Genomic DNA, 24307 nt, shown 5'->3' with positions numbered 1-24307 from the left:
AATTAAATTACCTTGGCACTAATATTGTTAGATTAGGAAAAAACATGAAAGTTTGTGGTGTAGAATTAAAAGGTGGCGAAGCCATCATCGCATTATTAAATTATGAAGGCGAAACCTTCAATGTACCAAGCTGTCGTCAAATGTCGTTCAGCATTTCAAACTCAGCAAGCACTGAATCGCTTCGTGAGTTTCATTTTGCTTTCCATAAATTAATGGCTGACTACAAGGTCGATCAAATTGCCATTATTGAACGTGAGCAAAAAGGTAAATTAGCTGGAAGTGCCACCTCATTCAAATTAGAAGCGGCAATTCAAATCACTGAACTACCTGTGGCAATCATTTCACCTGTTACCATTAAAGAGCAAATGAAGCGCAACCCTCCTCAAGCAGACTTTGACTCATTAGATTTAAAACGCGTGCAAAAAAATGCCTTTGATGTGGCTTATGTTCACCAAAATCGTCTGATTTTTGGTAAAGCGTAAATTAGTTATAAATTAGGGCTTTATGACAACATAAAGCCCTTTTACTAAGCAAGATGCCTATGACAAACATCAAACCTCGCAAACCTCAAGCGCCCCCAAAAATGCCGCTAAAATCGGCCAGCCAAGCATTAAAACCTAAAACCGATATTCGCCAGTTAGTCACCAGCGCAGACATTAGCAAGCAACACGCTGAACGCAGTCCTTTACGCTATATCAAGGGGTATCGACCTGAACTTATCGCACAAATTCAAACCCTAGTTGATAACCATGCTTTAGCTGATCATCTACTCAAGCGTTACCCGCAAGTGCATGACGTGAGAACCGATAAAGCCCTATACGAATTAGCGATGTCGCTTAAAAATGAATTTATGCGTCAGTCTGATCCTCTGTCAAAAGTGATTTACGATGATAAAATCAGCTTAAGCCATCAGGCATTAGGTTTGCACACTTACGCAAATCGCCGACAAGGCAATAAAGTTAAGGCTAAAAACGAAATACGCATTTCATCACGGCTTAAAACCATACCATTTGATTTACTAAAAATGGTTGTAGTGCATGAATTGGCGCATTTACGGGAAAAGGAGCACAACAAAGCTTTTTATCAGTTGTGTACATTTATGCAAGCAGATTACCACCAGCTTGAATTTGATATGCGGTTATTATTAATTGCTGAAGAAGTAGAACAATCGCCCTACCCATAAAAAATCCCCGAATAAGCCAGTTTATTCGGGGATTATTTTTTATAGATTCATGTTTGAATGACTTATTTAACCCAATTCCATCATCATTTTGCGACTACGCACAATTGAACTGAACTCTGATAGTTCTTTTTTCGGTAAGGTTTTCGCTTCAGCGATATTGGCTTTCATCGGATCAACCGGACGACCATTTACGTGGAATTCATAATGTAAATGCGGGCCTGTTGATGCACCGGTGTTCCCGGATAATGCAATCAATTGGCCGCGTTTAACTCGCTGACCCTTTCTCACTTTAAAGCTTGATAAATGCAGATAACGAGTGCGCACTTTATTGTCGTGCTCAATCACTATGTACTTACCGGCAAAAGCATGATTTGCCACCATAGTCACGACACCATCACCTGGCGCCACAACAGCAGTACCAACGGGTGTTGCAAAGTCAGTACCATTATGGGGACGCACACGCCCCGTAATAGGATGCTTACGCTTAGGGTTAAAGCGAGAACTCATGCGGTAATTTTTATTTAATGGAATACGCTGAAAAGCAGGCGCTAAACTCTGGCCTTTTTCATCATAAAAATTACCATCAGTGTATTGAAACGCAGTAATTTTACGACGTCCCGAGTGAATTTCAATGCCATCAATATTAGAGTTACCCGTTAATTCACCTTCAACATATTGATCATTGAGGAGTACTGAAAAACGATCGCCAGCATGAAGATCACGAGCAAAATTTAATTTACTTTTTAATAGTCGTTCAATTTTTTGAATTTCACCGGCACTTAAACCAGCGGCTTTGGCTGACACGTAAAAAGAGCCATTAATTTCACCACCAATGATCCGATTTTGCCAAATTCCATCAATGTTGATGTCTTCAACACCATAACTACCATCATCAAAACGAGTAAAAACCACTTGCCTTGCAGGGTTGAAATACAATTCCATCTTAATCAGGTTGCCTTGAGCATCATCCCAAAATTGAATGCGGTTGCCTGGTAATAAGGTATCTAAAGCTAATACTTCTAAATCAGCCTCTAATACCTTGTACATGACTTGTTGATTAATACCGGCCATTTCAAACAACTTGCTTAACGTGTCGCCGGTTTCGATTACATGATCAAGAACAGGGATAGGGTCTTCTAGATTGTCAACAAATTCAGATTCATAAGCAACGTTTGGTAGTAATGATTCAATATCTAATGCAACAGGAATACGTTGAGATGAAAACTCTTGAGGTGTTGGCCACAGCAGTGCTGCACCAATAATAAATACACTTGCCAATAAAGTTTTCTTATGCAAGTTGGGTAAGTTATTAAAACTTACTATCGGCTTATTCAAGCCCAAATTTTTACTTGTTTGCAATGAATATTCCACCTAAAAGACGTTATTTTTATTTTGTTGTTATTTTATTATTAAGCTGTCGATACAAACTATTTATCTGATAAAAATCAACGCTTTTATGGCACAGCTTGGCATACAAACGATTAATTAACCTTTGTTTCAGCAAGAAAGTGCCACATAAATTAATTTATGAGGCTCTTTTATATCAAATAAATGTCATATTACAAATATAAAACAACTGTCTTTTACATTAATTATTGAGCTAGATTGCACTATTCATCGTAGTTTGCGACAAATCACCAACAAAATTTACTTTGCAATTGCAAACTCTTTTTGTAGTTTACTTACGCCAAGTCCATTCATTTTATGTACTTTAATTTGTACGGCTATGCGCTCTTTCATCGCCTCAATATGACTAATCACACCAATCATTTTGCCTGATGCATTTAAATTATCTAATGCATCTAAAGCGATATCTAAGGTTTGGCTGTCTAAGGTACCAAAACCTTCATCTAAAAATAACGAATCAATACTGGTTTTGTGACTGACCAAATCAGATAAAGCCAAAGCCAAAGCCAAGCTAACTAAAAAGCTTTCTCCGCCCGATAAAGTGCGCGTATCTCGCACTGCATCGGCTTGCCAAGTGTCTAGCACTTGCAATTCCAGTGCCTCGCTATCTTTACGCTGCAATTGATAGCGGCCATGTAAACGACCTAATTGACGATTAGCTAAGGCAACCAAATGATCTAGGGTTAGCCCTTGAGCAAACTTACGGAATTTATCGCCTTTTTGAGAGCCTATCAGAGCATGCAAGTAGGCCACTTCATCATACTGCTGTTTTGCATTGTCATAGCAGGCTAATAGTTCACTTTGATGTTTACGCAGCTCTTCATCTTGTTTGATTGTATGTCGCAATTGCCATAAGTTTTGCTGCAGACTTTGTTGCTGCTCTTTCAGTGCGAGGTTCTGCTGAGTGATCAGTGGCGCATCGGTTAATTTATATTGATTTTCAGCCGCTTGGTGTTGCAAAGTTTGCTGTTGCTTTTGGGTTTGTGTGAGTAATACCTTGCGTTCGTGAAGCTGACTATCAAGTGATTGTTTCAATGCCTGCAGTGATTGACGCTGCTGAGGGGAAATCAACGCTTGCTTAAAGTCTGCAGCATTCTCAAATGGGCTAAGCTCAAGCGCCTGTGTCCATTGACTATGTGATTGGCTATGCTCATCTTTCACTTGTTGTAACTGCGCTTGCAAGCTTTGTAATTGGGTAGATTGTGTATTGCGCCTAGATTGAATCTGTTGCAATAACTCAACTTGAGTTTGCAATTGCTGCTCACCTTGGGCAATGGCTTGCTCAACTTTATGTTTTTCTGTTTGAGTCTTTTTATCACCAAATAGCGCTATCCGCTGAGCGATTTTTTGCTGCCTGCTTTGTTGTAACTGCTGCAAGTTCTGCTCACCGGCTTGCTGCTGTTGAATCAGCGCTGCGACTTGCAGTTGTAGCTGTTCATCTTTTTGTTGCAACATGGCTAATTGCTGGCGATTATCAAGCAAACCTTGACTCGCTTGTTGCCATTGCTGCATTGAAACAGATAAACCGGATAACCAAAAGGTTAATTCAGCTAAAGTTACACTTTCGCTTAACCTTGCCCCAGTTGTTTGAGTTACATGAGTTGGCAGCTCTAAACCACAAGCGTTAGCTTGATGATTAAGATTGAGTAATATTGTATTTTTTTCGGCAATAAGGTCTGCTATTTGCTGATACTGGCGTTCAAGAAACTGCTGTGCAGAAGCTGTTTGTTGCGTGAGCAGTTGAAGTTGATTGGTCGTTTGCTGCAACTTCTTATCATTGTGAGCTTTTTGCTCAATGAGCTGACTTTTGAGCTCATTTTGCTGGGTCAGTTTGTCTAATGTCTCAGCAAGGGTTTGCTGCTCAAACTGCTTATTTTCAGTGAACTGAGTTAATAAGCTTTGTACATTTGGCTGGGTAAAATCACCAGCAAATGATAATGACGCAGCCAATTGTGCAGCCTGATTTAATGTATTGTTAATTTGTTCGACAAGCTTTTGTAATTGCTGCTGTTTATTTTTCTGCTCCACGGTGTATTCGGTTAAGCGATGTTTCTGCTGCTCACCTTTAGTTTTTAAATCATCTAACTCAGCTTGCAAGCTTAATTCTCGCTGCTCAGTTTGCGATAAGTTGATGGCTTGATATTGCTCAACAAGCGGATGACTGGTTGAGCCACAAAGCGCACAAGGTTGGCCTTCAACTAATTTAGCTCGCTCATGCGTCAAGTCTGCAATATGACGCTCTTGCTTTAGCAGCTGTTGAACATCTTTAACCTGTTGATTTTTATCTGACCATGCTTGTCGCGTCTGCGCTAACATTTGCTCTTGCTGACTAATCGTATCGCTAAGTTGTCCGAGCTGATGAGTTAACTGCTGTTGTTCATTTTCCGCATGAGTATATTGTGTATAAAGCTGCGTTAATTGAACGCGCTGCCCCTGCTGGGCAAGCAATTGCTGATACTGTTGGGTTAACGCTCGCTCTGATTGACCATTTAATAACGTCGTAATTTGTTGTTCAAGGGTTTCAAGCCGCTGGGCTTCATCAACAGCCTGTTGATTTAAAACTTGTATCGTCGTTTGTAATTGCGCAGTGCTCTGCTCATTTTCAAGCAATTGGCTGTTTGTTTGGTTAATTTCGGTATCAATATTGGTTAATTGGGCGTGCTGTTGCTGCAACTGACTTAATTGGGTTTGCCAGCCACTGATATGTTGGCAAATTAGCTCCCCTTTGGGGTAGGCAGAAACTTGTGGCATTAATGCGCTGTTTTGCTCATTAATAAGGGTAATTTGCTGAGAAATCTGCTGCTGTTCTTGTCTTAGTGTTTGCTGCTGACGGCTAGTTTGATCACAATTGGCTTGTTGCTGCTGAACTTGCTGTGTTAACACCTCAATATCATGATCAAGTGGTACAACTTGGTTATCGATTAACTGTACTAATTGCTGATATTGTTGCTTAGCGGCTTTTAGCTCAGTTTGCAGCTGCGCGGTCAAAGGCTCGCTAGTAGCAAGCTCCTGCTCGGTTTGTTGCAAATGTTCACTGATTTCATTTATTTGTTTTTCAACTAATGCCACTTTATCGGCAAGTTGCGATTGACGCTCATACAAGGTTAACAGCTTTTCAGCGGGTTCACTATCGGCCAACTTTTGCAAGGCTGTTTGTTGTTCATCCAGCGCCTGCTGCGCATCTAGTAAGGCATTTTGGCAAAGCAATAACTGCTTATCCGCTTGCTCCTTATCGGTTAACCACAATAAAAATGCCTGATATTTGGTTAAAGTAAGCTCTATTTGACTTAGTTCTTTGCTAAGAGCTTGTTGCTGCTGTTGGTTATCACTTATTTGATCGTCGCTTAGCAACTTAACATGACCTATTTGGCTTTCAAGTAATGCTAATGCTTGCTTTGATTGACTAAAGTGCTGATGCACTCTTTCAGATATTTGACCATAAATTTCCGTGCCCGTTAGCTCTTCAAGTAATTCTGCACGTACATTGGCATCGGCATTTAAAAAGGCGGCAAACTCACCTTGAGACAACATCATCGACTTAGTAAATCGGGCAAAGTCTAAACCCGTTATTTGTTCGATTAACTCTGCTTTTCGCTTGATTTGACTGGCAATAATTTTACCATCCGCCATTTTTGCCAATTCAACTTGAGCATCTTGTAAATTGCCATCAGCGTTATCGCGTGCACGACGTTGACTCCAAAAAGCCCGATATCCCACCCCTTTTACTTCAAACTCCACTTCAGCTAAACACTCACTCGTGCCACGCGTCATGAGTTCATTGGTGGTTTTAGAAATCACCGATAAACGCGGTGTGCGATGATACAGTGCCAAGCAAATAGCATCTAAAATGGTGGTTTTACCTGAGCCTGTCGGGCCAATAATGGCAAATAAGCCATTCTCGGCAAATGGGCTTTGGCTGAAGTCAATTTTCCATTCATCTTGTAATGAATTGATGTTTTTAAAACGCAGGCTCAATATTTTCATGATTGCGCCTCCTGTTGCTCAAGTTTGACCTCTTCGACGACTTGCTCGAAGCGCTGACAAATACGGACCTTAAACGCTTCATCATCAATCTGCTCTTGAGCTAAACGGCGCTGAAACACCTCACTGACCGATAATTCATCTAAGGTTTCATTTTGGTGTTTTGTCATAGTCGATTGTTGTCGCCCACGAGCCCGTTTCAACTGTAATACTTCAACGGCTTTATTTGCGGTCATGGCTGCTATGCGGTTTTGTAAATCGGACAAAAAATCTTGCTCTGTGACTTCAATACTTAGCCAAGTTTGACTGAAAGCAGAGCTTGACTCTGTAGCGGTGTAAATATCTGCAAGTCCTGCGATTTGCTGCTCAATAAAGGCCAAATTACCTGTCAGATATTGCATTGGCTGGAACATTGGCACAGCCAATGTGGTTAAACTCAGTTGGCATTGATGATCAAACTCCACTAAAAAAACACTTTTATTGGCCTGATTATCTTTGTTTAGCTCATCAAAGCTTAATGGTAATGGTGAACCGCTATAACGAATATGATCAGTTTTAGCAATGCTTTGTGGACGATGAATATGCCCAAGGGCAATGTAATCTGCAGGAGGAAACAACTGAGCGTTAAAGGCATCTAAACTGCCAATATATATATCTCTGACTGATTCTGAAGTACTGGCGCCAACGGTGGTTAAATGACCCGTTGCCACTATCGGTAAGCGGCGGCCTAAAGTGTCAAGGTATTGTTGATTCAGACTTTGAGCCTGCTGGTAACTGGCCTGATAATAGTCGGCAATGGCATTGCCTAGTTTTAGCTGTTTATCTTTTGCAGACTCGCCCATATTACTTTTGACTAATTCACGGGGACGCAGAAAAGGCAAACCACAAATCAGCGCACCGGGTTCGCCTTGACGGTTATTGACCACAAAAACATGTTCTTCGGGAGTGTCATAAGCGCCGGGGATCACCTTGGTATTTAAGCAAGCAAGTAACTCTTTAGATTCACCAAGCATAGATACCGAATCATGATTGCCCCCTAATATAATCAGCTGACACTCAGCCTGCTGCATTTGCACGATAAACTGGTTGTATAATGCGCGGGCATAACTTGGCGGCGTGCCTGTATCAAAAATATCACCAGCGACAATTAGCGCATCAACTTGATGCTCAGCAATTTGGGCTAACAACCACTGCATAAAAGCTTGATGCTCAGCGCCTCGGCTTTTGCCAAAAAAGTGTTGGCCTAGATGCCAATCAGAAGTATGAATAATGCGCATATTGTTCAGCTCAATTAATTTAAAAATACATTACATGTATTGCGACCACAAGAGTTTAATACTCATGGTAAATGACATGATGACCACCAATGGTTTGATGATTTTAGTCCCTTTGGTCACAACCAAACGCGAGCCTAAGGTTGCCCCAATTGCTTGACCAACTATCATGATTAACCCAAGCACCACTGCTATTTGACCACCAATAATAAAAAAGATTAACGATGCAACATTGGTTGCAAAGTTCAATACCTTGGCATGGGCCGTTGCCTTAGCTAAACCGAAACCAGCTAATGACACAAAGGCTAACGCAAAAAAGCTACCCGTACCGGGCCCAAAAAAACCATCATAAAAACCCACACCTAAAGCGGCCGTAAAGGCAAATAGCGTAGGAGTTAATACTTGTTGGCGATCTTCTTCAGCTATCTTTTTTGAGAACAAAAAATAACAACCAATAATTAAAATAAGAAATGGCAATACCAATTCAAGCAATTCAGCATCGATCATTTGCACTAATATGGTGCCGATTGCCGAGCCAACAAAAGCGCAAATGAGGGCTAATCTCATGGCGTTTAAATCAACCATGCCTTTGCGAATAAAGTACAAGCTGGCAAAAAAACTGCCACCACAAGCCTGCAGTTTATTCGTGCCCAGTGCTGCAGCTGGCGGTAAACCTGCCCACATGAGTGCAGGAATAGTCAGTAAACCTCCACCACCTGCAATAGAGTCAATAAAACCGGCTAAAATAGCCACAGCAAAAAGGATCACAGCGAGTTGTAGAGTGAGTTCAAACATGATTATCAGATAAGAAAAAGTCAGACTGTTATTAGACATTCTTTGTAGACAAATTACAAAGTATCAATCAATAAATCAGCGTCAGAAGATGATAAAAGATGCCTTGTTTACTGCAACAAGGCATCTTTGTAAAAAACCAATTGTTAACTCAAAAGCATCACTCAGCCTTAAAGGCCAATGTTATTTACTTCAGAGGCTGAAAATCCAAGTTGCTCAGCATAAGTTTGATTGGGTGAAATTCGAAACTCAAAGCGTAAAATTTGCAAGCAGGCATCAAAAAAAGCCTCACCTAACCAAGCCTTATCATATTGCATTAACGCATTAATAATACCATCAGCTCCACAATCACCTTTGTAACTGTCAGGCACTAAGGCATCAACAAAGCTAGCAACAAGTCCATATAAATCTTTTTCTGCTTGGCCTTCAACTTCCCACAAAACCGGATCAGCGTATTTAGCAGCATAATGCGTCGCAACTACATCGAGGCCCACGCCAAAATTCACTAAAGTGGCATTGCCATGAGCACAGATAATATTTTTGGGGCAAATTGCACCATGGTAAATATCCAAGCTGTGTAGGTACTGTAATGCACTGAGTATTTGCACAAACCAATTAAACGGCTGTCCAATTTCAATATTTTTTATTTCGTCTAAGGTTTGCCCTTGAGCCCAGCTACGAGCAATAAACAACTCGCTAGACTGAGGCAACTGACCAAATGCTAAGACTCGTTCAATATGGGGATGATAAATTTTAGCCACACTGCGATACATATTACTCAGTGATGGCCAGTGGGCATCAACTTGTTGATAAACACTGATCACACAAGGGTAGTTACCTTGAATGTGTCTGGCTTGCCACAACTGACTGCGCTCGCTTGCTTCTAGCAAAGTAGTTAACTTGTAATGGTGGTCGATAACGGCGCCAGGCTCGATAACGATTTTATCAGGCAAACTATCGCATACACCGAGGTCAATTAAGGCGGATAAGTCACAGCGAACAGCATCTAAATCAATGGTTTTACCTTGAGCAGCATCCCGATACCAATGATAAATTCTTGGTTGATGAGTACGTTCAGCAAGCTTTAAGAAAGCATTAGCATATTGGGCGATATCTTCTGAAGTATTAACGTTATCTCTGATATCAATAAATTCTACGTCGGCGTCATCAGAAACAAACACACAATGGCTTTCCCAACCGCCAATGGTAAAACCACGACGATGAATTTGCTGCAAACCGGTTATACTACGGCGCAATATTTCAAGTAATTGATATGTACTTTGCTGCTCAACCTCAAAGACATTGAGCGGAATACCACGCGGCATTCGGATGGGCAGAACGATTTGCTCACCGTCATTTATAAGAGGCGCGCAAAACGGCACACAACTGCAACCCGACAATGATTGCATGCGTTTAAACTCATCTCGTAATTTTTGTTCATGGGCTTCTGCTTCGAGCTGGTTTTCAAATTGGCTAAAAACTAAGGCTTTGAGTAACCAAGGCGCGGTCCAGCCTCCAGGGTTGTATTCAGCCTGCCAAACCTCTAAACCTTGCTGTAAAAAAAGGCATTTAAGCTTAATGAAATCTTGAATTTTATTATTGCGCTGCTCAACAATCGCCACTTGGCCAATGGTGTCTAATACCATCTCTTTTTGAGCCGCTGTAACGGGATGTTTATGGGGTGCGGTTAACCCCCACTCTTTAGTCAACGCGGCAATAATTTTGGCTGGTGTGTAAATACTCAGACTACCATGATCTTTTTCAACTAAAATCTCTTCGCCTTTCCGTCCTGTCACAAACACCATGCCCTGACACCATGGCGCATAGACACCGACAGGGATCTTATGTTTAAGCCGTCCAGCTAATACTCTGGCAACATAATTCGCTTTTGATAGACTGTTATCAATATCACGGCCATCTAAAGACCAAGCATGTAAGCCGGCATTTAATCGACCTATATACCCTTTTACGTCAACAACATAGACGCCCCACTCACCAACAACCAAGGCATCGACTTCCATTGCTTGCCCGCTATTTGTGGGAATTTCGACATTGGTAAGCAGTAGATAATCTTCAGGCAATTCGTCAGCCAGTAGTGAAAATGCCCAACATTCAGCATCGTTAACAGGAGTTCCAAAGCTAATGTGTCTTGCCATAAGGTCATTCAATTCCATTTATCTTCAAGGATTAACAGGCATCCTAAGTTTTTAGCAACAAAAAAACCACCATTACGGTGGCTTTTAAACACTTATTGATAACGTTTAATCAAAAATATGCGATTGACTAACCGTGTGGGCAATAAATCAGTGATGGCAATGCTCATCACAATCGTGATCATCACCTAGATCGCTATCGCCATCTTGATGTTGCATAACCCCCAACCATCAGAAATACCATCAAACTGTTGAGCAAAGGCATTCAACTGGGTTTCTTTAGCCACTAATGCATCATACTCTGGCACCATAGGCACGCACACAATCACTTCCCATTGATTGCTTTCTTCATCAAAGTTCAGCTCTAATTCACCAGCTTGATCGCTTTGGCTTAACTCTTCTAACGCAGATTCTGCATCACGCTTATCTTCAAAGACTAAAAAGAAATCCACTTCTAGTTCACGGCTTAAATCAATACCCGCTTCGGCCATAGCCGCTAGCATTTGTCCATTATCGTCATCAGGGAATTGCATTTGAGTATCCTTAAATTGATGGCACAATTTTAATTGTATTACCGTTGAATGAAATCACATCACCCACGACACACTTTTTACGCTTACGGGTATCAACATCACCATTGACGATCACTAACCCTTCAGTGATAACGTGTTTTGCTTCGCCACCACCATTTACTAATCCTTGAACTTTTAATACTTTATAAAGTTCTACAAATTCATCACCGCTTAATAACGGAAATTCAACCATTTGGCCTGTCACGTTTATCGCCCTATATTACTGCAACTGCAAACAAAAATTATACCGCAAGCTTGCTTAGCAAGCATCAAGCATTTCAATGGGATCGCTATGCTGATAGACAAAACCCAACTGCTGACAAATTAAATCGCCATTAATAATCTTACTTGGCAGCACTTGTTGATTAAATTGCGGCGCTTGTAAGCCTAAATGTTGCGCAGCTTGTGGGTAAAACTCACCACGAGTCGGATGAATTGGCGCACATAAATTATAGTAAGGTGCTATTTTTTCGGCTTTAATAACACAAGTGACTGCGTTAATACAGTCCTCTAAATGCACTAAATTAACCGCAACGTTTGCACCACTGATATCGGTTTTTCCGGCAAAAAAACGCCCAGGGTGTCTTTGTGGTCCAATTAAGCCTGCAAAGCGAATAATGCAGGCATTTGAGTAATCAGCAAACATTGACTCGGCTTCCAGCAATATTTTACTGCTGTCATTATATGGGGCAGCATCGCTTTCAAACTGGATCATGTCGTTATTCGGATACACTCCCGTTGTGCTGATAAAAATCAGCTTTTGGTACTGCCTTGTTCCTATCAACTTTTTAAGGGTGGCAAGATTAGACAAGTAATCGGTTTCACCTCTCCTTAGCCCTGGCGGAATATTCACCACCAACACATCACTGTCAAATAAACCTTGGACGAGATCGGTATCGACTTTAGCGGCTAAATCTAACGGATAAGCCTTAATTCCTACTTGGGTTAATTGCTCAAGAGAGGCAACATTACGCTTGTTGGATTTAACTTGAATACCTTGGCGAATGAGCGACTTAGCAAACGGCAAGCCGAACCAGCCACAGCCAATAATGCTGACAGAAAACATGACATTCCTTTAATTTGAAAAACGACTAAAATAAAAACTGATCGGACTCTTTGCTTGCAGGGTTTTGATGGCTCCGTCGGTTAGACTGTCTAATTTAATCACCTCAACAATCTCGATAGTTTCATCAACTAAAAAACGTAAACTGGCTTGTGCACCCGATTCATTACAGGTCCATACATGGGGCTGTTTTACATCTTTTGTTGTCATCATCACTTTACCTATGGTGCCATCTGATAAACGCACTAAGGTACCCGGTGGATAAATGCCCAACACCTTAACTAAAATGGCAATCAACTGTTCTGTATGTTTTTCTGAGTGCAGTTTAAATAATGTCCCTAATGCAATTTGCGGTGAATGATACTTTTGCAATAAATCATCAAAGTCATTGGCTAACGATACAATTTGCGTAGTGATAGGGATTTTTTTAGCGGTTAAACCATCAGGAAAACCACTACCATCTATGTATTCATGGTGATGCAATACAATGTCCAACATGGCTTCAGGAAACAGATTCACTCGGTTGAGCATATCAAAGCCAAAATTGGGATGCATTTTTAAAAAATTAGCTTCTTGTTCTGTTAACTCGCCCCGCTTGCGGCGAATAGAATCGGGTACTTTTAACTTACCAATATCATGAAAAATACTGCCAAGTGAAATATCTCGAATTTGCTTTTTGTCTAAGCCATATGCATAGGCGATCATCATTGAAATAACAGCTACAGAAATACCGTGCTGGGTGACACTTATATCATTATCACCATTAGTCACTATGGTTAAGCATGGGTTTTCGACTTCATAAAGATGGTCAACTAAATCCTCAACTAAGGTGGCCACTTCACGGTAACAACCTTCAGGATCACTCACGACTTTACCAAAAATTGAACGGCTATCATTAATCGCTTTAACAAAACGCTGTTGACCTAATCGCATAGTTTTGCGAGCTTCGCCTTTAAAATCTTGCTGTTGCTCCTGCTGATTTTCTTCTACTTGTGGCTGTTCAACCTCATCGATTGGCAGCAATAAATCGTGACCTGCAAGCACATAAACAAAAGACACATCTAAGCCTTTAATCAGCTCGATTTGCGCTTGTTGCTCTAATTTTATTTTATTGATCAGAAATGGGTGCTTGTTCCAAGATAATGGCAACTTAACCGTCAACCCTAACACCATCTGCGAGACGGGTATTTGTGTTAATTCAGTTTTAGCCAAGATTTGAATTCCTTAGATAAGCGCATTAATTAAAAAGGGTAAATGGCTGAACTAGTTATAATATCTTGTTAACTATAGATGAAAAATAATAAATTGTGTTAAGAAAAATCATACTTTGTCATCATGCTTATCAATAAACTGCCAATCTTTAAAGTAATAGTGCAATTGTTTCGATTTTAATACGTAAATAGCCGTCCAAAATAAGAACAATGCATCCAGCGCATAGCTAATCTTAAAATAGAAACCATCATGCAAAAGTCGTTGTATTAAAATGGCGCCATCCACCGCGAGTAACAACCAAAGCAAAATTTTACTGCGTTTAAAAATAGGGATTGCCCAGCCCCACTGACGCTTACGTTCCGCAATAATAATGCCGTATAACAACACAGCCCCCAGCCCAGCGACTAAGGCTAATATGAAATCATTTTTGTGAGGGTAAAAGAGTTTAACTAACGCAGCCCTGTCATTAAACTGAGTCAGTGATGCAATAAAAATGCACCACCCTCTGGCTAAAAAGACCAAAATCACATACAAGAACAAAGGGGGCTTAATGTGGCCTTTATCGTCAAGCCAAGTAATATGACTAAAATTCATTATCAACTCGACTCGAATTTACACTAAATAACATATGTCATTAACCTTGTAAAATCGCCAATAATGCTTGCTCATCAATTACTTTGACGCCTAATTCTTGTGCCTTAGCAAGCTTTGAACCAGCAGCTTCACCGGCCACCACACAATCTGTGTTTTTAGACACACTACCGGCCACCTTTGCCCCTAGAGCCTGTAATTGCGCTTTGGCATCATTACGATTTAACTGTGTCAAGGTGCCCGTTAGCACCCAAGTTTGTCCTTTTAGACTTAATTGGCTTTCATCTGCTTGCTCAATTGCGGGCCAGTTAACGCCGCTGGCTAATAATTTATCGATCACCTCAAGGTTGTGAGATTGCTCAAAAAAGTGTTTAATGTGTTGAGCAACAACGTCACCAACATCTTCAACCGCTAATAAATCATCAATGCTAGCTGTGCGAATCACCTCTAATGATCCAAAATGATTTGCAAGGTTTGCCGCAGTGGCTTCCCCAACTTCACGAATACCTAAACTATATAAAAACCGCGCTAAGGTCGTTGTTTTGGCATGGTTAATAGCAGCAACCAATTTAGTGGCCGACTTCATCGCCATTCTATCTAGCATGGTGATAGCCGATGCTGACAAGCTAAATAAATCAGCAGGACTGGCCACAAGCTCTTTATCAATTAATTGCTCAACCACTTTATCGCCCATACCATCAATATTGAGCGCTTTTCTTGAGGCGAAATGTTTAATGGCCTCTTTACGCTGGGCTTCACAGAACAAACCACCACTGCATCGGGCAACCGCCTCGCCTTCTATACGCTCAACATCGCTTTGACATACAGGGCAAGATTCTGGAAACACAATATCGCTAGCATTATCTGGGCGCTTCTCAGCCACAATTGCCACAATTTGTGGGATAACATCACCGGCACGGCGAATAATTACGGTATCGCCCACTTTCACCCCCAAACGGGCGATTTCATCAGCGTTATGCAAAGTGGCATTGGATACGGTTACTCCACCGACAAACACAGGTTGCAAGCGAGCGACAGGGGTAATCGCACCGGTACGACCGACTTGAAAATCAACCGCTTCAAGTATGGTCATTTCCTCTTGAGCAGGAAACTTATAAGCAATTGCCCAACGCGGCGCTTTTGCAACAAAGCCTAAATTGAGTTGTTTTTGAATGTCGTTAACTTTAATGACAACACCGTCGATTTCATAAGCAAGCTCACTACGGCGGGTCAAAATATCTTGATAATAAGCGTAAACTTTATCGAGTGCGTCACATATTTTTACTTCTTGGCTAACAGGTAAACCCCATATCTTTAATTGGCTTAATTGGCCAAAGTGGGTTTGAGCCATGGGTTGGCTTTCGCCCTCAACAACCCCGAGTGCATAGGCATAAAAGCCAAGCGCACGCGATGCCGTAATTTTGCTATCCAATTGTCGCAAACTGCCAGCAGCAGCATTGCGTGGATTAACAAATACTTTTTCATCTTTAGCGATTTGACGTTGATTTAATGCATCAAAAGCCGCCTTGGGCATAAATACTTCACCGCGAACTTCAACAAGTTCAGGGTAACCTTCACCACGTAACTTTAACGGAATAGATTTAATGGTACGCACATTCTCAGTGATATCTTCACCCACACTACCATCACCACGAGTGGCGGCACGCTCAAGCATACCGTTACGATAAGTAATCGAAACGGCTAAGCCATCAAGCTTGGGCTCACAAACATATTCCACACCACCGACTTTATCGGTTATCCGTTTATTGAAATTATCAAAATCAGTTTGCTCAAAAGCGTTATCTAAACTTAACATCGGCTTTAAATGCATGATTTGATCAAATTTAGCTAACGCCAAACCACCAACGCGTTGGCTAGGCGAGTCTGGCATTTTAAATTGCGGATAAGCTTGTTCTAATTCAATTAAACGCTGCATTAAACGGTCATATTCTGCATCTGGAATTGTTGGCGCATCATCAACATAATAATGAATATTATGTTGATTGAGCGTGGAAGATAATTCGGCGATTTCAGTTTGAATTGATTGCATGATATTGATCCGTAAAACAAAAAATAAAGATAAAATGAGTCAATAAATAAGGCCGCAAAGGCGGCCTTAGAACAGTATAACTAAATTGAATTAAGCGGCTTCAATACGGCGCTTATAATCCTGCTTGGCAGCATCATTCCATGGTAAACGTTTACCATCTAATAGTTCAGCGCCTAAATCGTCAGCCAGTTGTAAAGCTGAATTCAACATAATGGTAAAGTTCATTTTGGGGTCGCCATAGCAAGGCAGTGTCATAAATAACACCACGCCTTCAGTGACAAACTGCTCCATATGATCAGGGTCAAATACACCAGGCTTCATCATATTAGCTAAGGAGAACAGTACGTTACCAGTACCAGCGTTATCAATATGACGATGAAAAATGTCCATATCACCAAACTTGAAGTTTAATGATAATAATGCCGGTAATAGCTCAGCGCCATGTAATTGCTCACCCGCTTTAGCAACAACATGTAATACCAAAACATCGGTAGGATCAGCCAACGGTGCACTTGACTGTTTTGTAGTAGTTTGCTCATCAGACACAGTGGCTAAGTTTTGTTCTTGCTCGTCATAATCATAATCAGTCTCAGCTTGGTCATAGTCCAGTTCTTGCTGGTGATACGCTGAGGAAATTGGGGCAGTAACTTTCGGTTCTTTGGCCGTGGTATCGTTTTCAATTGAATGCGATGATAACTCCACATCATCCAAGGCGGTCAGTATAGGCTCATTTTGGGGCTTCACTGTATGGTTATTATCAGTAATCTCTACCCTAGGTTCTGTCGCTGTGTGGGATTTACCTTGAGCTTTGGAGGCTGCATGAGCATTTTTAAAGATAGGTTTAATAACAGGCGGTTCTACTTCATTTGCCTTACGAACACGCACTGCACCAATGCCATCATTATCAAAACCTTCGGCATCTCGACGCTCAGCTTGATCTTTATAAAAATTCGCCATAGGACTTTCTTTCATTGATTTAGGTTGTTGTTTACGTATCGACCAAAAACCGTGCACAAGAACCGCAACAATTGCGACCGCACCTAGAACAAGAAACACTAACTGTAAATCATCCATCTTCTAATTTATTCCTATCTATACTGCGTCGGCCAATGCCACCGCGGCTTCAATATCTACTGCGACTATACGTGAAACACCCGGTTCATGCATAGTAACGCCAATGAGTTGATCAGCCATTTCCATGGTTATTTTATTGTGGCTGATATATACAAATTGCACACTTTGCGACATCTCTTGCAATAATCGGCAAAACCGTTCTACGTTAGCGTCGTCCAAAGGGGCATCTACTTCGTCCAGCATACAAAATGGTGCTGGATTTAATCTAAATATGGCAAACACCAATGATAAAGCGGTTAACGCTTTTTCTCCACCACTAAGTAAGTGAATGGTACTATTCTTTTTTCCCGGCGGTTGAGCCATGATGGTCACGCCTGTTTCCAACAAGTCATCATCAGTTAGTGCCAAGTAAGCTTTACCACCACCAAACACTTTAGGGAATAACTGCATTAAGTCTGCATTGACTGCTTCAAATGTGGCTTTAAAGCGTGTTCGGGTTTCTTTGTCTATTTTACGTATTGCATCTTCAAGTGTGCTTAAACCTTGGTTTAAGTCAGCATCTTGATTATCTAAATACAACTTACGTGCATTCTGTGTGTCGTATTCTTCAATGGCAGCCAGATTAATGGCGCCCAATTGGATGATTTGCTCACGCACCTTATCTAGCGCTTTGGCGCAAAGCTTTAAATCTAACTGTTCAGGTAGTAATGCAATTGCAGCTTGTAGCTGTATTTGTTCCTCTTGCAACAATTGCAATTGGCTATCCGCCTGCCCTTTTAATCCTTCACGACGTAACTTTAACGCGCCTATCTTTTGAGTCAAGTCTTGTAAGCTGACAAGCTGTTGTTTTTGCATCAATAGTGATGTATCTAAACTTTGTTGTAAGCTTAATTGCTGGCTACGATTGTCATCTAATTTCTGTTGCAGTGTTTGTTGATTTAACAATTGCTGCTCTAACTGTTGCTGGATTAATTGTCGCTGAGCTTGCCATTGCGAGTGATGACTTTGCTCATCAGATTGTTGTAATGCCGTTTGACGCTCTAGCAATTCAGCTATTTTCTCATCTTGTTGTTCAAGCTGTTGATGACTCACAGCCACTTGCATATTAATTTGTTGTAATTGTTGGTTTAATCCTGCTTGTTGTCTTTCAAGTTCTGCCCTATTGTTTTTTAATTTTCGCAACTGTGCACTGGTTCGATCATACACTAACTGCGCTTGTTGCTGCTGCTTTTGTAAGTTTTGAGCATTATCCTCTAATGCTTCAACTTGCAATGCTAATGCTTCAACATCAATCATATGGCTTTGTTGCTGCTGCTTTGCGAGGGTTAATTCTTGAACCAATGCTTGATGATTTGCTAAATGATTTTTTTGTTGCGCATTTAAAGCCTCAACTCTTGCCTGTCCCCGAGTCTGGTCAACATAGTATTGCTGTAATAGCTGTTGATGCTGTGCTAATAACACATGGGTTTGTGCCACTTGCTGTGTTTGTTCAGTTTGTGCGGCTAATGCATTTGCCGTAGATTGTGCTAACTCTTGTTGTTTATCTGTTAACGCTTGCTGTTCAACGGTTAAACTAAGGGCGGCTTGTTGGTTAGCTTGACTGAGTATAAAACCATGACCTAATAAATAGCCGTCTTTAGTGGCGATCAATGCTGATGGCGGTAAATCAGGCAACATCGATTTTGCGGCCGTTAACGATTCACTAAAACGGACATTCAGCAACCACGGCGCTAGATTCACAGGACTGGTTACAGCAGGATGTTCAAATAATTCGCTGGCATAAGTAAACCCACTTTCAACCATCTTGGCGTTTTCAGCTTGGGGCAATATATTTGCGTGACTAATCCCCTGCAATAATACATCCAATGCTTTTTCATAACCGGGCGTAACATCAATAACTTGCCATAATTGCTGACATTCACTCTGGCCAGTTTGTTTGATCAGCCACTCGCTAATTAACGCTAACCGAGCTTGAACGCTTGCTAACTCATGCTGACATTGCTGATAATGATGCTGGCATTGACTCAATTCAGCTTGCTGCGCAGTGAATTGTTGCTCTAACTGACTTTTAGCGATTAATTCTGCGGCAATTTGCTCATCTATTTTTGCTAATTCTAGTTGTTGCTGCTTAATTTCAGCGCCAAAATCTTGCTCACTGACTTGGGATAATTTTTGTTGCAAAGCAGGAATAATCTGTTCTTGCTTAACTAAAAGTATCTGCTGGTGTTCAAGACGAGATTGGTAAACCGCTAGCTGAGTGTGAGTTTGGTTAAATTGATTGCCACTTTGATTTAATGCATGGCGATGGTCATCACAAGCCTCATCAACAATATGAATTTGTTCGTCAAGCACTTCGAGTTGCAATATTAATTCAGACACTTGAGGCTGGAGCTTTTGCTGCGCCTCTACAGCGAGTTGATGTTGTTCGATAAGTTGTTGATGCTTTTGCTTTGCTTCAAGCAAACTTTGGTTTAACAGGGTTAACTGTTGCTCACGTTGAGAGTCCTGCTGCTGCTGATGCTTCAACTGCTGTTCAAATTTAGTAACTTGGTTACCAGCTTGGTAATAGTGTGCGACTAGCTTTTGCTCTTCATCGGTTAACACAGCAATTTGTTGCTGTAATTGTAAAACCACTGTGTCGGAAGATTGCTGACTGGCGGCAAACTGTGCTTCTTGAATTGAAAGTTGACTTATTTGTTTGTCAATCGTTTCTAATTGAGCCAACAACTCTTGATAGCGCCCCACAAGTAGTTGGGTGTGCCACTCACGTTCTTGTTGTTTGTATTCACGATATTGTTTAGCGGATACCGCTTGCTGTGACAAACGTTCAAGTTGGCTGCCGAGCTCTTGACGAATGTCATTAAGTCTTTCTAAATTTTCACGAGTATGACGAATGCGGTTTTCAGTTTCACGACGGCGCTCTTTATAACGAGAAATGCCAGCCGCTTCTTCTATAAACACTCGCAGCTCTTGCGGCTTAGACTCAATTAAACGTGAAATAGTGCCCTGTTCAATAATGGCATAGCTACGCGGCCCTAAACCTGTGCCCATAAATAAATCGGTAATATCTTTACGACGACATTTTTGGCCATTAAGAAAGTAACTCGATTCGCTATCTCTGTTCACTTGACGTTTAACAGAGATTTCTTGATAACTAGCATATTGACCCGTTAAGCGGCCTTGAATGTTTTCAAATACCAGTTCAACACCCGCAACCGATATTGGTCTCCGGGCAGATGAACCATTAAAAATAACATCTGTCATGGAATCGCCACGTAAATGCTTGGCGCTACTTTCACCCAATACCCAACGAACCGCATCAATCACATTGGATTTTCCGCAACCATTTGGCCCAATAATGGCCGTCAGAGGATGATCAAAAGGGATTTTTGTAGGGTCTACAAACGACTTAAATCCAGCAAGTTTTATTTGTTTTAATCGCATGATTGCCAGTTGATAGACGTTAAAAAAAATGAAAAGCAAACTACTTTAACAATAGCAGAACTCTTTGTAACGATTTTTTGCTTTTAGATACAGTTTATTGCTTGTTTTATGGCTACTCGATTGTCAAACTCACCTAATCGACAACCATAAGGAGTCCATTAATGGCCGTTTCTATCCCTTCTATCCGTAAAAGTGGTGTGAACTACTTTCTTGAAGGCTTTGCATTGATTAAACAACCGGGTTTGCGCACCTTTGTATTTATTCCTTTAACAATCAATCTCGTGCTATTTGCCAGCGTAATGTATTTTGCTTTTGGTCAACTGGAGGCTTTTTTTAACTGGATGGATGGTCAATTACCAGAATACCTGACTTGGCTAAACTTCTTTCTATGGCCGCTGGCTGTGTTAACCATGTTGGTGGTGATGTCGTTCATTTTTAGTTCGGTCATGAATTGGTTAGCCGCACCATTTAATGGTTTATTAGCGGAAAAAGTTGAAAAACATCTCACAGGACAAAATTTGAATACAGGCGGCACTGTCGATTTAATTAAAGACTTACCGCGTATTTTAGGCAGAGAGTGGATAAAGCTGAAATATTATTTACCCCGCGCTATCCTGTTTTTAATTTTATTTTGGGTGCCCGTTATCGGTCAAACTGCCGCGCCAATATTATGGTTTTTATTTACCGCTTGGATGATGGCCATTCAATATTGCGATTACCCCTTTGATAACCATAAAGTGCCATTTAACGACATGAAATTTGCGTTAAAAAACACCAAAGGAACTAGCTTTAGTTTTGGTGCATCTGTTACCTTGTTTTCAATGATCCCTATTGTTAATTTTATCGTCATGCCTGTGGCGATTTGTGGTGCCACGGCAATGTGGGTTGATAAGTATCGCGAAGCCTACAAAAATCCTCATATTGTGGGTGAATAAGGCGACATTCCCCTTCACGATTGCCTGACAAGATTAACTAAACTGGCCTAGTGTTTAATATGCAACAACACTAGGCCAATTCACTTTAGACAAAACCTTATAAAGACAAGCAAACCCTGTAACATTTTGATAATCTTTTCACAGCATTAAAGGTCGGATTTTGCGCCATTGTTTGCGACAATGACCGCAAATAAAATAAAACAATATAAGACTTATAGTGAAAAATTACTCAACTCACCTTTTGGGGCTCAGTTTATTCTGCGCATCGACTTTGATAAGTACTCATGCCTGTGGCGGATACGCTGAACAGTTTCATGCCAAGATTCCAACTTTAGCTCAAGGCGTTGACATTGATGGTGAGTTTAATGAACCGCAATGGCAGCATGCAGTAGAGATTGAATTAAAGTATGAAACATCACCAGCTGAAAATACGCTTGCCCCAGTAATGACTAAAGCGAAGATGTTTGCCACGGACACTAGCTTATTTTTTGCTTTTATTGCTTATGACCCTCACCCTGAAGCGATACGCGCCAACCTGCGTGACCGAGATAAATCATGGGGCGATGATTTAGTCGGTATCAAATTAGATACCTTCAATAATGCGCGATTGGCTTACCAATTTTTTATCAATCCATTAGGCGTGCAAAGTGATTCTATTGAGAATGAATTAACTGGCCAAGAGAGTGATGCATGGGATGGCATTTGGTATAGCAAGGGCAAGATCACCGTTCAAGGTTATCAAGTCGAGGTTGAACTGCCACTTCGATTATTTAATTTTGATGATAACAAGGATATCCAGACGTGGGGCTTTGAGTTAATCCGCTTTTACCCTCGGAATGAAACCCACCGCTTTTCAACCCATAAAATTGATCGTAACGTGTCTTGCAAATTATGCCAATTAGGCACGATAGAAGGTTTAGCTGGTGCAAGTCAGGGGCAGGATATTCAGCTCACACCATCTTTAGTCGCCAATCAAAGCAATCAACGACCTTTAAACCCTGTGGGTGAATGGGATGATGATACCAATGTTGAAGTGGGATTAGATTTACGCTGGGGGATCACCCCAACCACCTTACTCAACGCCACCATTAACCCGGATTTTTCTCAAGTAGAAGCCGATGCTGGACAGCTTGATGTAAATAACACCTTTGCGCTTTTCTACCCTGAAAAACGGGCATTTTTCCTCGACAACAAAGACTACTTTGATAGCCAATTAAACTTACTGCATACCCGTAATATTAGCTCGCCTGATTATGGGCTAAAACTAACCAGTAAAACAGATGATCACACCATTGCGGTGTTGGCCACTAATGACACTCAAACCCAATTTTTGGTGCCGGGCAATTTAAGTTCTGACATTGCTACCCTGAATCAAGAAAGTTATAACGTTGCGGCTCGTTATCGGTTTGATCCCAGCAATCAATTTTCAATCGGTGGCATTGTCACCTTAAAGCAAGCTGAGGATTACCATAACTATGTATACAGTGGCGATGTAAAATACCAACCTACAGAGCAAGATACTTTTACTGCGCAATACGCATTTTCACAAACCCAATATCCTGATGATTTATTTCAATCATTTTGTCATGGCGCAGATTGTCAAATTCCGCCAACCACATGTGATCTCAGTAATTGCGATTACAATGAACGGGTTTTAAGAACCAATAAACAAGGTCAATTTAACGACAACATGTACAAATTGACTTATAACCATAACCGCCGCAATTGGTATGCTAACGCACGTTACGAATCAATTGGCGATGACTTTCGTGGTGACTTAGGTTTTATTGAAAAAGTCGATAGCGCTAAGTTTGTTGCTGGAGGCGGCTACAAGTGGTATCCGTCTGACAGTTTTTTCAGCAAAATAAATCTGGGGGGCGACTGGGATATTACCCACACTCAAAATGGTGAGCGCTTAGAGCAAGAAACTGAAATGTTTATTGAGTTTGAAGGCGGTTATCAAAGTTATATCGCCTCTGGTATCGCCACCCGTGAACGTGTTGGCCGACGCCACAACCCATCCATTATCGACATAGACAACAATACCCAAATGTTCAATGAAGTCATGGGCTGGTTTTACACCAACTTTGTACCAACACAAGCATTAAAATTAGAATTGGATGTTAACTATGGTGACAACATTGACTTCGCCAACGATAGATTAGGCACGCTGACAATGTTTAACCCAGGACTTGAGTGGAAACTCACTAACTCAATCGTAGTCAATGCTTCACATCGATATCAAACATTAGATGTTGATGGTGGTCGCTTGTTTAGGGCAAACTTAACCGACGTGCGACTAAACTGGCAGATCAATCTTAATAGTTTTATTCGCCTTACCAGTGTTTATACCAATATTAAGCGCGATCCTAATTTATACCTTTATCAAAATCCCAATAAGCTGTATCAAGATTTAGGTAATGAAGTGTTATATGGCTATAAACTGAATCCTCAAAGTGTATTTTACCTTGGTTATTCAGACGCATTTAGCGCCAATGATGATATCGATTCGCTCACCCAAAATGAAAAAACTTACTTTATGAAAGTCAGTTATGCTTGGCTACTATAAATTTTTA

Annotated in this window: 16 protein-coding genes and 1 pseudogene; 4 read left to right on the top strand and 13 right to left on the bottom strand. The window is 41.0% G+C overall.

Annotated features, from left to right (window positions below; genetic code table 11):
- Positions 1-44 precede the first annotated feature (44 nt).
- The gene (locus HBH39_RS06880; protein WP_167676800.1) at positions 45-482 is read left to right on the top strand and encodes a DUF3010 family protein; all 438 of its coding nucleotides are present in this window, start codon (positions 45-47) and stop codon (positions 480-482) included.
- Positions 483-583: 101 nt separating this feature from the next.
- Positions 584-1183, top strand: coding sequence for a YgjP-like metallopeptidase domain-containing protein (locus HBH39_RS06875; protein WP_167680001.1), 600 nt, complete (start codon positions 584-586; stop codon positions 1181-1183).
- Between the two features lie 66 nt (positions 1184-1249).
- Here HBH39_RS06875 and HBH39_RS06870 read toward each other — a convergent pair whose 3' ends face one another.
- The 13 genes and pseudogenes from HBH39_RS06870 to HBH39_RS06810 all read right to left on the bottom strand — a co-directional run bounded on the left by HBH39_RS06870 (position 1250) and on the right by HBH39_RS06810 (position 20796).
- On the bottom strand, positions 1250-2542 hold the full coding sequence (locus tag HBH39_RS06870; RefSeq protein WP_167676798.1) for a peptidoglycan DD-metalloendopeptidase family protein: 1293 nt from the start codon (positions 2540-2542) through the stop codon (positions 1250-1252).
- A gap of 288 nt (positions 2543-2830) precedes the next feature.
- A complete protein-coding gene (locus tag HBH39_RS06865) occupies positions 2831-6574 on the bottom strand; it encodes an AAA family ATPase (protein ID WP_167676796.1) in 3744 nt (1247 codons plus the stop codon).
- A complete protein-coding gene (sbcD, locus tag HBH39_RS06860; RefSeq protein ID WP_167676794.1) occupies positions 6571-7848 on the bottom strand; it encodes an exonuclease subunit SbcD in 1278 nt (425 codons plus the stop codon). Before sbcD ends, HBH39_RS06865 begins: the two co-directional genes overlap by 4 nt.
- A 30-nt stretch (positions 7849-7878) precedes the next feature.
- The gene (locus tag HBH39_RS06855) at positions 7879-8643 is read right to left on the bottom strand and encodes a TSUP family transporter (RefSeq protein ID WP_167680000.1); all 765 of its coding nucleotides are present in this window, start codon (positions 8641-8643) and stop codon (positions 7879-7881) included.
- A 164-nt stretch (positions 8644-8807) separates the two neighbouring features.
- On the bottom strand, positions 8808-10793 hold the full coding sequence (locus HBH39_RS06850) for an NERD domain-containing protein kinase family protein (protein ID WP_167676792.1): 1986 nt from the start codon (positions 10791-10793) through the stop codon (positions 8808-8810).
- Positions 10794-10940: 147 nt separating this feature from the next.
- Positions 10941-11323: pseudogene (locus HBH39_RS06845) on the bottom strand (ribonuclease E inhibitor RraB).
- Between the two features lie 10 nt (positions 11324-11333).
- Positions 11334-11555 (bottom strand): RNA-binding S4 domain-containing protein, encoded by a 222-nt coding sequence (locus HBH39_RS06840; protein WP_167679999.1) that lies wholly within the window; start codon positions 11553-11555, stop codon positions 11334-11336.
- 66 nt (positions 11556-11621) lie between these two features.
- Positions 11622-12428 carry an SDR family oxidoreductase gene (locus HBH39_RS06835; RefSeq protein WP_167676790.1) on the bottom strand — a complete coding sequence of 269 codons (807 nt, stop codon included), beginning with the start codon at positions 12426-12428 and terminating at the stop codon, positions 11622-11624.
- A gap of 9 nt (positions 12429-12437) precedes the next feature.
- Positions 12438-13637: an HD-GYP domain-containing protein gene (locus HBH39_RS06830; protein ID WP_167676788.1), complete on the bottom strand. Its 1200-nt coding sequence runs from the start codon at positions 13635-13637 to the stop codon at positions 12438-12440.
- A 108-nt stretch (positions 13638-13745) separates the two neighbouring features.
- A complete protein-coding gene (locus HBH39_RS06825) occupies positions 13746-14231 on the bottom strand; it encodes a DUF2919 domain-containing protein (protein WP_167676786.1) in 486 nt (161 codons plus the stop codon).
- 40 nt (positions 14232-14271) lie between these two features.
- Entirely contained in the window at positions 14272-16278 is a 2007-nt protein-coding gene (ligA, locus tag HBH39_RS06820; protein WP_167676784.1) for an NAD-dependent DNA ligase LigA, read from the bottom strand.
- A gap of 90 nt (positions 16279-16368) precedes the next feature.
- Positions 16369-17352: a cell division protein ZipA gene (gene zipA / locus HBH39_RS06815; protein WP_167676782.1), complete on the bottom strand. Its 984-nt coding sequence runs from the start codon at positions 17350-17352 to the stop codon at positions 16369-16371.
- A gap of 18 nt (positions 17353-17370) precedes the next feature.
- Positions 17371-20796 (bottom strand): chromosome segregation protein SMC, encoded by a 3426-nt coding sequence (locus HBH39_RS06810; RefSeq protein WP_167676779.1) that lies wholly within the window; start codon positions 20794-20796, stop codon positions 17371-17373.
- A 161-nt stretch (positions 20797-20957) separates the two neighbouring features.
- Between HBH39_RS06810 and cysZ the strand changes: the two genes are divergently transcribed.
- The gene (gene cysZ, locus HBH39_RS06805) at positions 20958-21731 is read left to right on the top strand and encodes a sulfate transporter CysZ (protein ID WP_167676777.1); all 774 of its coding nucleotides are present in this window, start codon (positions 20958-20960) and stop codon (positions 21729-21731) included.
- A 271-nt stretch (positions 21732-22002) separates the two neighbouring features.
- Positions 22003-24300, top strand: coding sequence for a carbohydrate binding family 9 domain-containing protein (locus HBH39_RS06800; RefSeq protein WP_244325756.1), 2298 nt, complete (start codon positions 22003-22005; stop codon positions 24298-24300).
- The last annotated feature ends 7 nt before the right edge of the window (positions 24301-24307 follow it).

It is taken from the genome of Shewanella aestuarii, assembly GCF_011765625.1.
GTDB classification, from domain to species: domain Bacteria; phylum Pseudomonadota; class Gammaproteobacteria; order Enterobacterales; family Shewanellaceae; genus Shewanella; species Shewanella aestuarii_A.
This window is presented reverse-complemented; position numbering and strand designations above follow the sequence as displayed.

What these genes read in the sequence shown, in the direction of transcription:
- HBH39_RS06880 (WP_167676800.1), top strand. Translation starts at nt 45, where the DNA reads ATGAAAGTTTGTGGTGTAGAATTAAAAGGTGGCGAAGCCATCATCGCA.
- HBH39_RS06875 (WP_167680001.1), top strand. Translation starts at nt 584, where the DNA reads ATGCCGCTAAAATCGGCCAGCCAAGCATTAAAACCTAAAACCGATATT.
- HBH39_RS06865 (WP_167676796.1), bottom strand. Translation starts at nt 6,574, where the DNA reads ATGAAAATATTGAGCCTGCGTTTTAAAAACATCAATTCATTACAAGAT.
- sbcD (WP_167676794.1), bottom strand. Translation starts at nt 7,848, where the DNA reads ATGCGCATTATTCATACTTCTGATTGGCATCTAGGCCAACACTTTTTT.
- HBH39_RS06850 (WP_167676792.1), bottom strand. Translation starts at nt 10,793, where the DNA reads ATGGCAAGACACATTAGCTTTGGAACTCCTGTTAACGATGCTGAATGT.
- HBH39_RS06840 (WP_167679999.1), bottom strand. Translation starts at nt 11,555, where the DNA reads ATGGTTGAATTTCCGTTATTAAGCGGTGATGAATTTGTAGAACTTTAT.
- HBH39_RS06835 (WP_167676790.1), bottom strand. Translation starts at nt 12,428, where the DNA reads ATGTTTTCTGTCAGCATTATTGGCTGTGGCTGGTTCGGCTTGCCGTTT.
- HBH39_RS06825 (WP_167676786.1), bottom strand. Translation starts at nt 14,231, where the DNA reads ATGAATTTTAGTCATATTACTTGGCTTGACGATAAAGGCCACATTAAG.
- ligA (WP_167676784.1), bottom strand. Translation starts at nt 16,278, where the DNA reads ATGCAATCAATTCAAACTGAAATCGCCGAATTATCTTCCACGCTCAAT.
- zipA (WP_167676782.1), bottom strand. Translation starts at nt 17,352, where the DNA reads ATGGATGATTTACAGTTAGTGTTTCTTGTTCTAGGTGCGGTCGCAATT.
- HBH39_RS06810 (WP_167676779.1), bottom strand. Translation starts at nt 20,796, where the DNA reads ATGCGATTAAAACAAATAAAACTTGCTGGATTTAAGTCGTTTGTAGAC.
- cysZ (WP_167676777.1), top strand. Translation starts at nt 20,958, where the DNA reads ATGGCCGTTTCTATCCCTTCTATCCGTAAAAGTGGTGTGAACTACTTT.